This window comes from Ottowia sp., from assembly GCF_016703145.1.
Taxonomy (GTDB): Bacteria; Pseudomonadota; Gammaproteobacteria; order Burkholderiales; family Burkholderiaceae_C; genus Ottowia.
In genome coordinates, this window is sequence record NZ_JADJCO010000003.1 from 802,465 (window position 1) to 815,874 (window position 13,410).

Consider the following 13,410-nt stretch of genomic DNA (forward strand, 5'->3'; position numbering starts at 1 on the left):
GGCCGAAAATATTCAAAAACCTTGGCTCAGTACCGGGCCAGATCCGCCTTCAGGTAGTGCGCGCCCGGCAGGGGGTTGTGGTAGTAGGGCGGGATGTCCTCGAAGCCCAGGTCCTCGTACAGCGCGCGCGCCGCCTCCATGTCGTCCAGCGTGTCCAGCAGCACGCAGGCGTAGCCCAGGCGCACCGCCGCCTCCAGGATGGCTTCGGCCAGTTGCCGGCCGAGGCCGAAGCCGCGGAAGGCCTTGCGCACGTACAGGCGCTTCATCTCGGCGGCGTTGCCGTAGTCCACGTCGTCCAGCGGCCGCAACGCGCAGCAGCCGGCCAGTTCGCCGTCGACCAGCGCCAGCAGCAGGGCGCCGCGCGGCTCGGCGTAGTCGCCGGGCAGTCCGGCCAGTTCGGCCTCGAAATCCTGGAAGCACAGATCCACCCCGAGCTGCGCGGCGTACTCGCCGAACAGCGTCCGCGTGGCGTCCAGCTGCTCGGGGCTGCGGGCAGCGACCAGATCGACGGGCGGGCGGGTGTCCACGGGATGCAGCGCGATTCGGCTCACAGCGGCGCGGTGGCGCCCAGCCGCACCACCCCATACACCACGGCGGCCGCCATGCCCAGCAGCACCAGCGCCAGCAGGCGCGTGGCCGGCGTGTCTCGCGCGGCGCGAACCGGCTCGCGCACCACCTTGTCGCCCAGCACCATGGGTGTGATCAGGTTCTGGCGGCGGACCAGGTACACGACGATGGCGAGCACGTGCAGCCCGATCAGCCCGATCACCAGGTACTGGCCCCAGGACGTGTGGTAGCCCGTGGCCCGACCCATCGCCTCGCCGGATATCAGCGGCGTCAGCGGCCCCGCGAAGGCGATCTCGTCGTCGGCGAACAGGCCCGTGCCCACCTGCAGGCCCAGCACGCCCAGCATCGCCAGCACCGACAGCGCGCCCAGCGGGTTGTGGCCGGCCGTGTCCGCGGCCGTGGCACGCCCGCGCAGGTAGCGCGCCAGCCGGCCCGGCGTGGGCCAGAAGCTGGCGAAGCGCGACCAGTGCCCGCCCATCAGGCCCCACAGCAGGCGGAACACCAGCAGGCCGAACACGGCGTAGCCTAGGCGCAGGTGCCAGTTCATCGCATCGCCGCCGATCTTGGCGGTCGCGATCAGGGCGATGACGCAGGCGGCGAGCAGCCAGTGGAACAGGCGGGTGGGAAGGTCCCAGATGCGAACGGAGGGCATGGCTTCACAGGGCGTCGATCAAAGGGCAGCGGCAGGACCCGATATGCTGCGGGGGCGTGCCGAGGAGACAGTGTAGATGCTGAACCTCTCGCGCTTACCACCACCCACAGGAGCTGTCCACGATGAAAATCGCCGTTTCCCTGGCGCTGGCCCTCTCGGCCGCGACCCTGGCCCCGCCGGCTTCGGCCCAGTTCGCCAAGGCCGAGGATGCCATCAAGTACCGCCAGAGCGCCCTCACCGTGCTGGGCACCCACTTCGGTCGCCTGGGCGCCATGGCCAATGGCCGCGCGCCCTACGACGCGGCCATCGCCGCCGCCGATGCGGACGTGGTCGCCATCGCCGCCAGGCTGCCCTGGCACGCCTTCGGCCCCGGCACCGACACCGGCCGTCCCACCGCCGCGCGGCCCGAGATCTGGAAGGAGCAGGCCACGTTCAAGGACCGCGGCGAGAAGATGCAGGCCGAAGTCGCCAAGCTGGTGCCGGCGGCCAAGAGCGGCAATCTCAACCAGTTGAAGGCCGCCTTCGGCCCCGCCGCGCAAAGCTGCAAAGCCTGTCACGACGATTTTCGCAAGAAGTGAATCGCCCGCAGGGCGCCGGAGAGCTATGTGTTTAATAGCTGTCCGTGCAATGTTGGTGCGGGAAAGCGCCGCTTTTTGATCTGAATTCGCCCGAGGGCGCGCGGCGCACGCCGCCTACGGCCGACCCTGCGCCAACCATTCGAGTCCGGGCAGGTCGAGAATCTCCAGCCGGCCGTATTCGGCATGCAGCAGGCCGCGCTGCTCCAGCCGCCGCAGTTCCTTGTTGACGGTCTGCCGGGACACCGACAGCATGGCCGCCAGGTCGCTTTGGGACACGCGCACGTGCAAGGTGGCGCTGCCCTGGGCGATCCGCCCATGGACGCGCGCGAGCTGCACCACCGCATTGGCCAACTGGCAGTCCAGCGCGCCCAGGGTGCCCTGCTGGCGCATCACGATCTGCTCGTGCGCGCGCGACAGCATCAGCACGCACACGTCCCGCCACAGCGGCGGGTGGGCGTCGAGCGCGCCCAGCAGCGCATCGGCGGGAATGTGCACCAGCACGGTGGGCTCGCGCGCGTGGAAGTCGTACACGAACCCCACGTCCTCCAGCAGGCGCATCAAGGCCGTGATCTCGCCCGGCCCATGGATGGACAGCAGGAACCGGGCGCCCGAGGCATCCACGCTGTCCACCGCCACGCCGCCCGACGCCACGACGAGCACCTCGCGCCGCAGCGGGTCTTCGGCCAGGATCTGCTCGTGGCGTGCATAGCGTCCCAGGCGCGCCGCGGCCGCCAGCGTGTCGAGCACGGGGGCGGGCCAGTTGCGCATCATTTGGCACAGGCCGATCGAGCGCCGGATCAGCGCCAACGGATCGGTGGGGGGCATGGGCTTCGAGGACATGGGTTCGTCGGGGTCGGCAAGCCGCGGTCGCCAGCAGGGTAAACACCTGGGCCGACGGCCGCGATTTGTCAATGGATTGACAGAGTTGCGGTCGCCCTGTTTCGCATAGTAGCGGCGTCGATCCGGGAATCCAAGCAGAGCGATTTTCCGCCTCGACCGACCACAAAGGAGACAATCTCGTGAACCGAAAACATGGGCTGGGGCGGGCGCGCGGGGCGCCGGCCGAGGGGGGCCACTCAACACTGAAAGGCATCTCATGAAAACGTCCACTCGGATTTCCGGACCGCTGCCGGCGCTGGCGCTGTGCGCGGCCATCGCGCTGCCGGCAGGCGGCGCCCTGGCGCAGAGCGGCTATCCCAGCAAGCCGGTGCGCATTGTCGTGCAGTACCAGGCCGGCGGCTCCACCGACACGATCGCCCGCATGCTGGGCGAGGGCCTGTCCAAGCGGCTGGGCCAGCCGGTAGTGGTGGAGAACAAGGCCGGCGCGGCCGGCATCATCGGCACCGACTACGTGGCCAAGAGCGCGCCCGACGGCTACACGCTGCTGCTGACGGTGCCCGGCCCCATCTCCTTCAACCTGGCGCTCTACAAGAAGCTGCCCACGACCCGCGCACCGACCTGCGCACGGTCCCGACATCGTGACGCCACGCATGGTGATGGTGGTCAACCCCGCCGTGCCGGCCAAGAATTTCAAGGAGTTGGTCGAGGCCGTCCGCAAAGAGCCCGGCAAGTACGCCATGGGCTCCTGGGGGCCGGGGGTGCAGCCGCACCAACTGCAGGTGTTCATGGACAAGACCTATGGCACCAGCACCCTGCACGCGGCCTACAAGGGCGAGAGCCCGATGGCGGTGGACCTGCTGAGCGGCGTCATCCCGATGACGCTGGGGTCGGCGGCGACCATGCGGCCGTACATCGCCGCCGGCCGGCTGCGCGCGCTGGCGGTGGCCGGCCCCACCCGCGCGAAGTCGCTGCCCGACGTGCCGACCTTCGCCGAGCAGGGCTACAAGGACCAGATCTACACCATCACCGGCTCGATCTCGCTGATGGCGCCCGCCAAGACACCGGACGACATCATCGAGCGCCTCGGCCGCGAGGTCGTGGCCGTGATCAAGCAGCCCGGGGTGCGAAAGCGCATCGAGGAGTTGGGCCTGGAGCCGGTCGGCAACACGCCCGCCGAGGCCACGGCCGCCTACAAGGCGTTCCTGCCCGTGGCGCTGCAACTGGCCAAGGACACCGGCGTGACGCTGGACTGACGATGGCCCGCGACCCGTTCCGTTCCATCCCCGCGCCGCTGACAGCGCGCCATTCTTGTCTTTTGCTTGAAGGAGTTCCCATGACAACATCTTCGCGGCGTTCCCATCTGATGCACTGGGCTGCCCTGGCCGCCGCGCTGATGCTGCCTGCCGGCACGGCGCTGGCGCAGGACGGCTACCCGAACAAGCCGGTGCGCCTGGTCGTGCAGTACCAGGCTGGCGGATCGGCCGACGCGCTGGCCCGCCTGGTGGGCGAGGGCCTGTCCAAGCGGCTGGGCCAGCCGGTGCTGGTGGAAAACCGCAGCGGCGCCGGCGGCATCATCGGCACCGACTACGTCGCCAAGAGCGCGCCCGACGGCTACACCCTGCTGCTGACCGTGCCCGGCCCCATCACGGTCAACCTGGTGCTCTACAAGAAGCTGCCCTACGACCCGCGCACCGATCTGCGCATGGTCTCGGACGTGGCCCGCTCGCGCACCGTGCTGACGGTGCATCCGTCGGTGCCGGCCAAGAACTTCAAGGAGTTGATCGAGGTCATCCGCAAGGAGCCTGGCAAGTACGCCATGGGTTCCTGGGGGCCGGGCACGCAGCCGCACCAGGCCCAGGTCTTCATGGACAAGACCTACGGCCTGCAGACGATGCACGTGGCCTACAAGGGCGAGGCGCCGATGACCACCGACCTCATGAGCGGGGTGATCCAGATGACCATCGGCTCCGTCACCACGCTGCAGCCCTACATCGCGGCGGGCAAGCTGCGCGCGCTGGCGATGGCGGGGCCCAACCGCTCCAAGATGCTGCCCGACGTGACCACCTTCGCCGAGCAGGGCTACAAGGACGGCATCTACATGGTCACCGCGCCGACCTCGATCATGGCGCCGGCCAAGACGCCGGACGCCATCGTCGAACGCCTGAGCCGCGACATCGCCGCCGTCGTCCGGCAGCCTGAGGTGACCAAGCGCATCGAGGAGATGGGCGCGGAGCCGATCGGCAACACCCCCGCCGAGGCCACCGCCGCCTACAAGACGTTCCTGCCCATTTCCATGGAGCTGACCCGGGCCACCGGCGTCACGCTCGATTGAGCTATTAAAAACATAGCTATAGACTATTGATGCACGCGGGCTGGTGCGGCCTTTTGTTCATAATTTCCCACAGGAATCCCGTCTCATGACCCAGCCCGCACCTTCGCTGTCCGAGGCGCGCCGCGCGTTGGCCCGCTCCATCGGCTTGGCCGCCTTCATTTACGGCTACCCGCTCATCGAGCTGTACCGCACCTGCCGGCTGCAGACCGATCCCCAGAATCAGCGCCGCTCCGGCGCCTCGGCCGGCTCCGACGTGCGGGCGCCGCTCAACACCCTGCACCACGCTCCGCGCCCCTCGACAGGCGAGGACCGCGACGTGGTGACGCCCGCCAACGACCTGCTCTACACGATGGCTTGGGTGTACCTGGGCGACGGGCCGATGCTGCTCACCGTGCCCTCGCCGGCCAGGCATCCGGGCCGCTACTTCGTGCTGCCGCTGTACGACGCCTACACCGAGAACTTCGAGAACCTCGGGCCGCGCACCTGCAAGCCCGAGGGCGAGGTCGTGGTGCTGGTCGGCCCGGACGGCACCGTGCCCGAGTCGCTGCAGGGCCATCGCGTGGTGCGCTGCCCCACCAACCTGGTGTGGCTGATCGGGCGCATCCTGGCGGGCGACGAGAGCGACTGGCCGGCCGCGCGGGCGCTGCAGTCCGAGATCCGGCTCGCGCCCGCGCCCGGCACGGTCCTGCAAGGCCCGCCCGCGGCCCTCGCCAACTGGGTCGGCGAGCCCGTGGACGCCATGGCCGCCGCGTTCGAGAACGAGGAGCCTGCCGCGCAGGTGGCGCCGCGCTTCTTCGCCAACCTCTGCCATGTCCTGGCCGAGGCGCCGGGCCGGGTGGAGGACCGCGGCCTGGTGGCCTGGTTCGCCCAGGCGGGGCTGCTGCCCGATGCCGGCTTCGCATGGGAATCGCTGGAAGAGCCGCTGCGAGAGGGCCTGATCGAAGGCTTCGCCGACGGCGTGATGGCGGTCGCCGCCGTCGGCCGCAACCGGCGCCCCAAACCCTGGACGATGACGCCCTCCACCGGCCGCTACGGCAGCGAGTTCCTGGGCCGCGCCCGCACCGCCTACCTCGGCCTCGGTGCGCTGGCCACCAGCGAGGCGGTGTACGCCGTCTCGCACTACGACGCCAGCCAGGAGCCGCTGGACGGCAGCCGGCGCTACGTCATGCGCTTCGAGGCGGACGACATGCCGCCGGCCGACGCCTTCTGGTCCGTCACGCTGTACGACAGCGACCGCTTCCTCTACCCCAACGAGATCAGGCGCCACGCCGTCGGCGACCGCACGCCGGGCCTGCAGCGCGCCGCCGACGGCAGCCTGACGCTCGAACTGAACCACGCGCGCCCGGCGGACACCGCCAACTGGCTGCCCGCGCCGGCCGGCCGCTTCTACCTGATCCTGCGCATGTACTACCCGCGGGACGGCGTCCAAAGCTGGCGCATTCCCGAACTCCGCCCCTTGCAGGACTGAACCATGAGCACCACCGACGACGACAAGCCCTTCCTGGTCTCGGGCACCGGCACCGAGACCGTCGCCCCTGGCCTGCACATCCTGCGCGGCCAGGGCCAGTCCTTCGTGGCCGAGACCGACGCCGGCCTGGTCGTGATCGATGCCGGCCCCGGCGGCGCGGTGACGCGCAGCATGATCGAAAGCCTGCGCAAGCTCAGCGACGCGCCCGTGCACGCGCTGTGCTACAGCCACGGCCACATCGGCTACAACGCCGGCGTGCCCGACTGGGTGGCCCATGCGCGGGAGCGCGGCGACCCCACGCCGCGCCTGATCGGCCACCGCAACCTGCCCAAGCGCTACGCGCGTTACAGCGAGACGCAGGCGCTGCAGTACCGCATGGCCGAGATCCAGTTCAACCGCTCGGTCGGCTTCTTCGAAGGCAAGCTGGGCATGCACATGCCCACCGAGACCTTCGACGAGCGTGTGGTCATCGGCACCGGGGACCAGCGCGTCGAGCTGTTCTGGGCGCCCTCGGAGACCGACGACGCCATCGCCCTGTGGGCGCCGGCCCAGCGCGTGCTGTACAGCGGTCCCTCGATGCTGGACTCCATCCCCAACATCGGCACGCCCTTTCGCACCATGCGCGACACGGCGCGCTGGGCCGGCACGCTCGAAGCCATGGCCGCGCTGCGTCCGCGCATGGCCGTGCGCGAGTTCGGCCCCGTGATCGACGGCGAGGACGCGGTGCAGGAGGTGCTGACCCACACCGCCCGCGCCCTGCGCTGGCTGCGCGCCGAAGTGGTGCGGCTGATGAACGAGGGCCTGAACGAGCAGCAGATCCTGGCGCGCATCCGCTTCCCCGACGAGTTGTTCGGCGTGCCGTGGATGAAGCCCACCTACGGCGACCCCGGCTACATCGTGCGCGACATCTACCGCTCCGAGAACGGCTGGTGGGACCGCAACCCCACCACGCTGCACCCGGATGCGCCCGAGGCGGTGGCCGAAGCCGTCGCCGCCGCCATCTCCGACAAGGCCGGCGTGATCGCCAGCGCGCAAGCCCTGGCCGACGCCGGCCGCTGGCAGATGGCGCTGCACGTGATCGACCTGCTGGCCACCGCGCCCGGCGACGCGCCAGAGACCGTGCAGGCGCGCGGGCTCAAGACCGCGTGGCTGCGCCAGCGCGCGGAGCAGGTGTCCAGCTACGTGTCGCGCAACCTGTACAAGGTGAGCGCCGACATGATCGACCAGGGCACGCAGGGGCGCTTCGGCATCCGCTGAGCGCCGTCATTCTTGCAAGGAGGCACGCCATGAAGACAGCATTTCCTTCATCCACCCTGAACATCCTCGCCACCCTGGCCCTGCTGGGTGGGGCGGCGGCCGCCCAGGCCCAAGGCGCCGACGGCTACCCCAGCAAGCCCGTGACCCTGGTCGTGCCCACGGCTCCGGCCGGCGGCACCGACACCATCGCGCGCATGTTCGCGGACGTGTTCAGCAAGGCCATGAAGCAGCCCTTCATCGTCGAGAACCGCCCCGGCGCCAACGGCATCCTGGGTGTCGACTACGCGGCCAAGGGCCCGGCCGACGGCTCGCGCGTGCTGTTCACCTACACGGCGTCGATGGTGATCAACCCCTTCCTCTACAAGAAGCTGCCCTACGACCCGGTGAAGGACTTCACGCCCGTGGCGCAGGTCGGCCGCGCCGGCAACCTGCTGCTGGTGCGCAAGGACCTGCCGGTCGGCAACCTCAAGGAATTCGTGGCTTACGTCAAGGCCCACCCGAACAAGCTCAACTACTGCTCCTGGGGCAACGGCTCGGGCGGCCACCTGACCATGGAGAGCCTGCAGAAGCAGGCCGGGCTGACGATGACGCACGTAGCCTACAAGGGCAGCACGCCCTGCGTGCAGGACCTGATGGGCGGCCAGGTGGACGCCGCCTTCGCCGACATCTCGACCACGGCCGAATTGGTGAAGGCCGGCCGCGTCAAGGCCGTGGCCTACAGCGGCGCGGGCCGCCTGCCCCTGCTGCCCGACGTGCCGACGATGAACGAGAGCGGCTACCCCTTCAGCAACTACACGTGGTACGGCTTCTTCGTGCCCGCCAAGACACCGCCGGCCATCGTGAACAAGCTGAACGCGGCCATCGTGGCCGCGCTGAAGGACCCGGCGGTGGTCAAGCGCCTGCACGACATGAACTTCACCGACATTCCGCTGACCACGCCGGATCAGTTCAAGGCCACCATCGCGAAGGACCTGCGCGACTGGGAAGTGCTGGTGAAGGCCGTGGGCGTCACGCTGGATTGACGGGGAAGGAGTCCAAGCAAGAAGGGCGCTCATGCGAGCGCCCTTTCTGCTGGCTGGGCTGGGGTCAGGCCTCGGCCAGCAGCTTCTCGATCAGCTTGTGCAGTTCGGCGAAATCGGGCGCGCCCACGTAGCGCTTCACGATCTCGCCCCGCTTGTTGACGATGTAGGTGGTGGGGGTGAGCTTGACCTCGCCCCAGGCCCGCGCCACCGCGCCGGTGTTGTCGATGGCGACCTTGAAGGGCAGCTTGCGCGTTTCGGCGAAGTTGACCACGTAGCTGGGCGGGTCGTACTGCATGGCCACCGCCACGGTGTCGTAGCCCCGGGCCTTGAACTTGTCATGCGTGGCGACGATCTGTGGCATCTCGGCCACGCAGGTGGTGCAGCTCGTGGCCCAGAAGTTGACCAGGGTGACCTGGCCCTTGAAGTCCTGCGTCGTCTTCGTGCTGCCGTCCAGCAGCACGAAGGTCGAGGCCGGGGCGGCGTCCTGGGCGCAGCCGGCCAGGGCCAGCGCGGCGGCCAGGGCGGCGCCGATGGCCAGGGTTCTCAAGCGTGCGGTGGTCATGGTGGGCCCTCGATTGTAGGCAGGCGGCAGCCGGCGCGCCCTGCCGGGATGGATCGCCGCGGCGCGCGCAAGTTCATTCCGGCGCGCGGAACAGGCCGGCCGCGCGGCGACCGCCGCCGATAATCCTCGATATGCCGTTTCCCCGCGTCGCCCTGGCCCTGGCCGCTGGCTTGGCGGCCTGCACGCCGGCGCTGAACTGGCGCGAAGTGCGGCTGGAGCCCGTCACCGCCGTCGCGCTGCTGCCTTGCAAGCCCGACCGCGTCATGCGCCGCGTGCCGCTGGGTGGCGTGCCCACCGACCTGGCCGTGGCCGGCTGCGAGGCCGACGGCGTCACCTTCGCCGTCATGGCCGCCAGCGTCCCCGCCGGCCGCGCGCCGGACGAACTGCTGGCCGGCTGGCAGCAGGCCACGCTGGCCAACATGCAGGCCGCCGAGGCCGGCATCGCGCGTCAGCCCTTCCGCCCCGCCGGCGGCCTGCCGTTGGCGCACGCCCAGCGCGTCGGCGCGCCCGGCCGCCGCGCCGACGGCCGCCCCGTGGCCGCGCAGGCCGTGTGGACGGCGCGCGCCGCGCCCGGCGGCGGCACCGAGCTGCTGCACGCGGTGGTCTACGCCGACCGCCCGCGGCCGGACGTGGCCGACGCGTTCTTCGCCGGCATCCGGTGGCCTTGAGCGCCGCGCGGAAGCGCGATCCGGATCGCTACCAATAACATAGCTATTGGCGTAATAATGGAGCGGGCTTCAGGCCAATATCTCTTTGAATCGGCCGCGTGCAGGCTGAACCGAGACGCCGCGCTCGGGCACGGCGCCGTCCTGAAGCGATCCGCCCGCGATGCCGGTGGCCGGCGCGCCGATAATCACGCACGATGAATGCCGTCCTGTTGATCGCCCACGCGCCGCTGGCGCACGCGCTGCGCCAAGCCGCGCTGCACGTCTTCCCCGACGCCGCGTCCGACATCGTGGCGCTGGACGTGCATCCCAACGTGCCGCCCGAGGAAACCCTGGCGACCGCCCAGGCCGCGCTGGGTCAACTGGCCGGCAGGGACGGCGTGCTGCTGCTGGCCGACGTGTTCGGCGCCACCCCGTGCAACGTGGCCGCGCGCCTGGTGGACGGCGAGCGCACGCGCTTGCTGGCCGGCGTCAACCTACCGATGCTGCTGCGCGCCGTCACCTACCGGCACGAACCGCTGGAGGCCACGACCCAGCGCGCGCTGGCCGGCGGCACGCAAGGCATCATGCCCGTGGCGGTGACCGCGCCGCAGAACCAGGCCCGACGAGCCCCGAATGATCAGGAACGACACGACCATCAGCAATAAGCTGGGCCTGCACGCCCGCGCCTCGGCCAAGCTCACCAAGCTGGCCGGCAGCTATCCGTGCGAGGTGTGGATGAGCAAGGGCGAGCGCCGCGTCAATGCCAAGAGCATCATGGGCGTGATGATGCTGGCCGCCGGCCTTGGCAGCGAGGTGTCCATCGAGACCGACGGCGCGCAGGAGCAGGAGGCGATGGATGCCCTGCTGGCCTTGATCGCCGACAAGTTCGGCGAAGGCGAGTGAATGTGGCCCCCACGCTCCGCTGCTTCGCATGCTGCGCTGTCCCCCGAGGGGGCTCTCGCCGCCTTCGGGCGGCCGGGCGGCGGCTCGGTGTGGCCTTCACGCTCCGCTGCTTCGCATGCTGTGCTGTCCCCCGAGGGGGCGCCGGCTGCCTTGGGGCGGCCCGGCGGCGGCCGGGGTTCGCCCTGGCGGTGACGTCATGACCTTCGCCGTCCACGGTCTGGCCGTCGCACGGGGCATCGCCATCGGGCGGGCGGTGCTGGTGGCGTCAAGCCGGGTGGACGTGGCGCACTACTTCATCCAGCCCGAGGAGACCGAGGCCGAGCTGGCGCGCCTGCAGGCGTCGCGCGCCTTCGTCGCCGAGGAACTGCAGCGCCTGCAGCAGGACATGCCCAAGGACGCGCCGGGCGAGCTGGCCGCGCTGCTGGACGTGCACCTGATGCTGCTGCAGGACGAGGCGCTGACCGCCGGCGTCGCCCAATGGATCCACGAGCGCCACTACAACGCCGAATGGGCGCTGACCACGCAGCTGGAGGCCATGGCGCGGCAGTTCGACGAGATGGAGGACGAGTACCTGCGCGAGCGCAAGGCCGACATGGAGCAGGTGGTCGAACGCGTGCTGCGCCACCTTAAGGGCGCCGCCCAGCCGGTGGCCGCGCCGCCGCCGCGCGCGCCGCGCCAGCAGGACCTGCTGCTGGACGACACGCTGGACGTGCCCCTGGTGCTGGTGGCGCACGACCTGTCGCCGGCCGACATGCTGCAGTTCAAGAAGAGCGTGTTCGCCGGCTTCGTCACCGACGTGGGCGGCAAGACCAGCCACACCGCCATCGTCGCGCGCAGCATGGACATCCCCGCCGTGGTGGGCGCGCGCTCGGCCAGCCACCTGGTGCGGCAGGACGACTGGGTCATCATCGACGGCGACGCCGGCGTGATGATCGTCGATCCCTCGCCCATCATCCTGGCCGAATACGGCTTCAAGCAGCGCCAGGGCGAGCTGGAGCGCGGTCGCCTGGCGCGGCTGAAGAACACCCCCGCCGTCACGCTGGACGGCCAGAAAGTCGAGCTGCTGGCCAACATCGAGCAACCCACCGACACCCGGGCGGCGCTGGCCGTCGGCGCCCTCGGCGTGGGGCTGTTCCGCAGCGAATTCCTCTTCATGGGCAGGCAGGGCAAGCTGCCGGACGAAGAAGAGCAGTACCGCGCCTACCGCGACGCCGTCGAGGGCATGCACGGCCTGCCGGTGACCATCCGCACGGTGGACGTCGGCGCCGACAAGCCGCTGGACGACCGCCGCGACAGCGCGCACCTGAACCCCGCGCTTGGCCTGCGCGCCATCCGCTGGAGCCTGGCCGAGCCGGCGATGTTCCTCAACCAGCTGCGCGCCATCCTGCGCGCCGCCGCGCACGGGCAGGTGCACCTGCTCATCCCCATGCTGGCGCACGCCGGCGAGATCCGCCAGACGCTGGAGCTGATCGACAAGGCGCGCGAGCAGCTCGACCGGCGCGGCCAGGCGCACGGCCCGGTGAGGATCGGCGCCATGATCGAGGTGCCCGCGGCGGCGCTGTCGCTGCGGCTGTTCCTGCGCCACTTCGACTTCCTGTCGATCGGCACCAACGACCTGATCCAGTACACCCTGGCCATCGACCGCGCCGACGAATCGGTGGCCCACCTGTTCGACCCCCTGCACCCCGCCGTGCTGCAGTTGGTGGCCGCCACCATCGCCGAGTGCGACGCGCAGGGCAAGGGCATCAGCGTCTGCGGCGAGATGGCGGGCGACCCGGCCATGACGCGCCTGCTGCTCGGCCTGGGGCTGCGCAGCTTCTCGATGCACCCGTCGCAGATCCTCGCCGTCAAGCAGGAAATCCTGCGCGCCGACGCCGGCAAGCTGGCGCCCTGGGCCCAGGCCGTGCTGGACAGCGACGAGCCCGCCGAGCTCCTGGGCGGCTGAGGCGGTGCGCGGGGCCTGGCGCGTCCGGCCGACAAAAAACGAAACATAACGCGACGGTGCCGACACCCGGTGATGCGGGCTGCCGCGCACCATCGAGGCTTCTTCAACAAACCGTTCTCGTTCGGAGAGTCTCATGAAAAGCTGGATCCGTCGCACTCTCTTCGGCGCCCTGGGCGCCACCGTTCTGGCCGGCAGCCTGGCGGGCTGTGCCGGCCACCGCGACCGCTGGCACGAAGGCGATCCCGGCGCCTGGCGCGCCCGCATGGTGGAGCGCGTGGGCCACAAACTCGATCTGGACGCGGCGCAGAAGCAGAAGCTGGAGGTGCTGGCGCAAAAGCTGCAGGCGCAGCGTCAGGCCTTGCGCGGCGATCAGGCGCCGCGCGCCCAGTTCCGCGCGCTCTTCGCGGGCGACAAGCTCGACCAGGCCGGCGCCAACCGGCTGCTGGACGAGAAGCTGGCGGTGCTGCGCGCCGGCAGCCCCGAGGTGATCGCCGCCGCGGCCGACTTCTTCGACCACCTGAACCCCGCGCAGCAGCAGAAGGTGCGTGCGTTCATGGAACGCGGCCGCCGCTGGGGCCGCCATGGCTGAGCACGCGCGCGGCGCGGCGGAGGGTGCCGCGCGATGCCCCGCGGCCTC

The 13,410-nt window shown here is 70.4% G+C and carries 14 protein-coding genes and 1 pseudogene; 11 read left to right on the forward strand and 4 right to left on the reverse strand.

Going from position 1 to position 13,410, the window contains the following annotated elements:
• Positions 1–26: 26 nt before the first annotated feature.
• Together IPG65_RS07460 and IPG65_RS07465 are read right to left on the reverse strand one after the other, a co-directional pair.
• Complete coding sequence (locus IPG65_RS07460) at positions 27–542, reverse strand: GNAT family N-acetyltransferase (RefSeq protein ID WP_293189991.1); 516 nt, start codon at positions 540–542, stop codon at positions 27–29.
• A gap of 5 nt (positions 543–547) precedes the next feature.
• Positions 548–1,219, reverse strand: coding sequence for a cytochrome b/b6 domain-containing protein (locus tag IPG65_RS07465; protein WP_293188603.1), 672 nt, complete (start codon positions 1,217–1,219; stop codon positions 548–550).
• Positions 1,220–1,341: 122 nt separating this feature from the next.
• Here IPG65_RS07465 and IPG65_RS07470 point away from each other — a divergent pair, with 122 nt between their 5' ends.
• A complete protein-coding gene (locus IPG65_RS07470) occupies positions 1,342–1,797 on the forward strand; it encodes a cytochrome c (protein WP_293188604.1) in 456 nt (151 codons plus the stop codon).
• A gap of 114 nt (positions 1,798–1,911) precedes the next feature.
• Here the strand turns inward: IPG65_RS07470 and IPG65_RS07475 are convergent, their stop codons facing one another.
• On the reverse strand, positions 1,912–2,622 hold the full coding sequence (locus tag IPG65_RS07475; RefSeq protein ID WP_293188605.1) for a Crp/Fnr family transcriptional regulator: 711 nt from the start codon (positions 2,620–2,622) through the stop codon (positions 1,912–1,914).
• A gap of 271 nt (positions 2,623–2,893) precedes the next feature.
• Here IPG65_RS07475 and IPG65_RS07480 point away from each other — a divergent pair.
• The 5 genes and pseudogenes from IPG65_RS07480 (at position 2,894) to IPG65_RS07500 (ending at position 8,716) form a co-directional block, all read left to right on the forward strand.
• Positions 2,894–3,890: pseudogene (locus IPG65_RS07480) on the forward strand (tripartite tricarboxylate transporter substrate binding protein).
• A gap of 110 nt (positions 3,891–4,000) precedes the next feature.
• Positions 4,001–4,969: a tripartite tricarboxylate transporter substrate binding protein gene (locus IPG65_RS07485; protein WP_293189993.1), complete on the forward strand. Its 969-nt coding sequence runs from the start codon at positions 4,001–4,003 to the stop codon at positions 4,967–4,969.
• Between the two features lie 85 nt (positions 4,970–5,054).
• Positions 5,055–6,437, forward strand: coding sequence for a DUF1254 domain-containing protein (locus tag IPG65_RS07490; protein WP_293188606.1), 1,383 nt, complete (start codon positions 5,055–5,057; stop codon positions 6,435–6,437).
• 3 nt (positions 6,438–6,440) lie between these two features.
• Positions 6,441–7,694: an alkyl sulfatase dimerization domain-containing protein gene (locus IPG65_RS07495; RefSeq protein ID WP_293188607.1), complete on the forward strand. Its 1,254-nt coding sequence runs from the start codon at positions 6,441–6,443 to the stop codon at positions 7,692–7,694.
• Between the two features lie 29 nt (positions 7,695–7,723).
• Positions 7,724–8,716: a tripartite tricarboxylate transporter substrate binding protein gene (locus IPG65_RS07500; protein ID WP_293188608.1), complete on the forward strand. Its 993-nt coding sequence runs from the start codon at positions 7,724–7,726 to the stop codon at positions 8,714–8,716.
• Positions 8,717–8,780: 64 nt separating this feature from the next.
• On the opposite strand, the gene IPG65_RS07505 is transcribed toward IPG65_RS07500, so the two are convergent.
• Positions 8,781–9,278 carry a TlpA disulfide reductase family protein gene (locus tag IPG65_RS07505; RefSeq protein ID WP_293188609.1) on the reverse strand — a complete coding sequence of 166 codons (498 nt, stop codon included), beginning with the start codon at positions 9,276–9,278 and terminating at the stop codon, positions 8,781–8,783.
• A gap of 131 nt (positions 9,279–9,409) precedes the next feature.
• Between IPG65_RS07505 and IPG65_RS07510 the strand changes: the two genes are divergently transcribed.
• From IPG65_RS07510 to IPG65_RS07530, 5 genes are all read left to right on the forward strand, one after another.
• On the forward strand, positions 9,410–9,946 hold the full coding sequence (locus IPG65_RS07510) for a hypothetical protein (RefSeq protein ID WP_293188610.1): 537 nt from the start codon (positions 9,410–9,412) through the stop codon (positions 9,944–9,946).
• A gap of 194 nt (positions 9,947–10,140) precedes the next feature.
• A complete protein-coding gene (locus IPG65_RS07515) occupies positions 10,141–10,590 on the forward strand; it encodes a PTS fructose transporter subunit IIA (protein ID WP_293188611.1) in 450 nt (149 codons plus the stop codon).
• Positions 10,559–10,828: an HPr family phosphocarrier protein gene (locus IPG65_RS07520; protein WP_293188612.1), complete on the forward strand. Its 270-nt coding sequence runs from the start codon at positions 10,559–10,561 to the stop codon at positions 10,826–10,828. Before IPG65_RS07515 ends, IPG65_RS07520 begins: the two co-directional genes overlap by 32 nt.
• 196 nt (positions 10,829–11,024) lie before the next feature.
• Complete coding sequence (gene ptsP / locus IPG65_RS07525; RefSeq protein WP_293188613.1) at positions 11,025–12,773, forward strand: phosphoenolpyruvate--protein phosphotransferase; 1,749 nt, start codon at positions 11,025–11,027, stop codon at positions 12,771–12,773.
• A gap of 133 nt (positions 12,774–12,906) precedes the next feature.
• A complete protein-coding gene (locus tag IPG65_RS07530) occupies positions 12,907–13,362 on the forward strand; it encodes a Spy/CpxP family protein refolding chaperone (protein WP_293188614.1) in 456 nt (151 codons plus the stop codon).
• Positions 13,363–13,410 lie beyond the last annotated feature (48 nt).

What these genes read in the sequence shown, in the direction of transcription:
- IPG65_RS07465 (WP_293188603.1), bottom strand. Translation starts at nt 1,219, where the DNA reads ATGCCCTCCGTTCGCATCTGGGACCTTCCCACCCGCCTGTTCCACTGG.
- IPG65_RS07470 (WP_293188604.1), top strand. Translation starts at nt 1,342, where the DNA reads ATGAAAATCGCCGTTTCCCTGGCGCTGGCCCTCTCGGCCGCGACCCTG.
- IPG65_RS07475 (WP_293188605.1), bottom strand. Translation starts at nt 2,622, where the DNA reads ATGCCCCCCACCGATCCGTTGGCGCTGATCCGGCGCTCGATCGGCCTG.
- IPG65_RS07485 (WP_293189993.1), top strand. Translation starts at nt 4,001, where the DNA reads ATGCACTGGGCTGCCCTGGCCGCCGCGCTGATGCTGCCTGCCGGCACG.
- IPG65_RS07490 (WP_293188606.1), top strand. Translation starts at nt 5,055, where the DNA reads ATGACCCAGCCCGCACCTTCGCTGTCCGAGGCGCGCCGCGCGTTGGCC.
- IPG65_RS07495 (WP_293188607.1), top strand. Translation starts at nt 6,441, where the DNA reads ATGAGCACCACCGACGACGACAAGCCCTTCCTGGTCTCGGGCACCGGC.
- IPG65_RS07500 (WP_293188608.1), top strand. Translation starts at nt 7,724, where the DNA reads ATGAAGACAGCATTTCCTTCATCCACCCTGAACATCCTCGCCACCCTG.
- IPG65_RS07505 (WP_293188609.1), bottom strand. Translation starts at nt 9,278, where the DNA reads ATGACCACCGCACGCTTGAGAACCCTGGCCATCGGCGCCGCCCTGGCC.
- IPG65_RS07510 (WP_293188610.1), top strand. Translation starts at nt 9,410, where the DNA reads ATGCCGTTTCCCCGCGTCGCCCTGGCCCTGGCCGCTGGCTTGGCGGCC.
- IPG65_RS07515 (WP_293188611.1), top strand. Translation starts at nt 10,141, where the DNA reads ATGAATGCCGTCCTGTTGATCGCCCACGCGCCGCTGGCGCACGCGCTG.
- IPG65_RS07520 (WP_293188612.1), top strand. Translation starts at nt 10,559, where the DNA reads ATGATCAGGAACGACACGACCATCAGCAATAAGCTGGGCCTGCACGCC.
- ptsP (WP_293188613.1), top strand. Translation starts at nt 11,025, where the DNA reads ATGACCTTCGCCGTCCACGGTCTGGCCGTCGCACGGGGCATCGCCATC.
- IPG65_RS07530 (WP_293188614.1), top strand. Translation starts at nt 12,907, where the DNA reads ATGAAAAGCTGGATCCGTCGCACTCTCTTCGGCGCCCTGGGCGCCACC.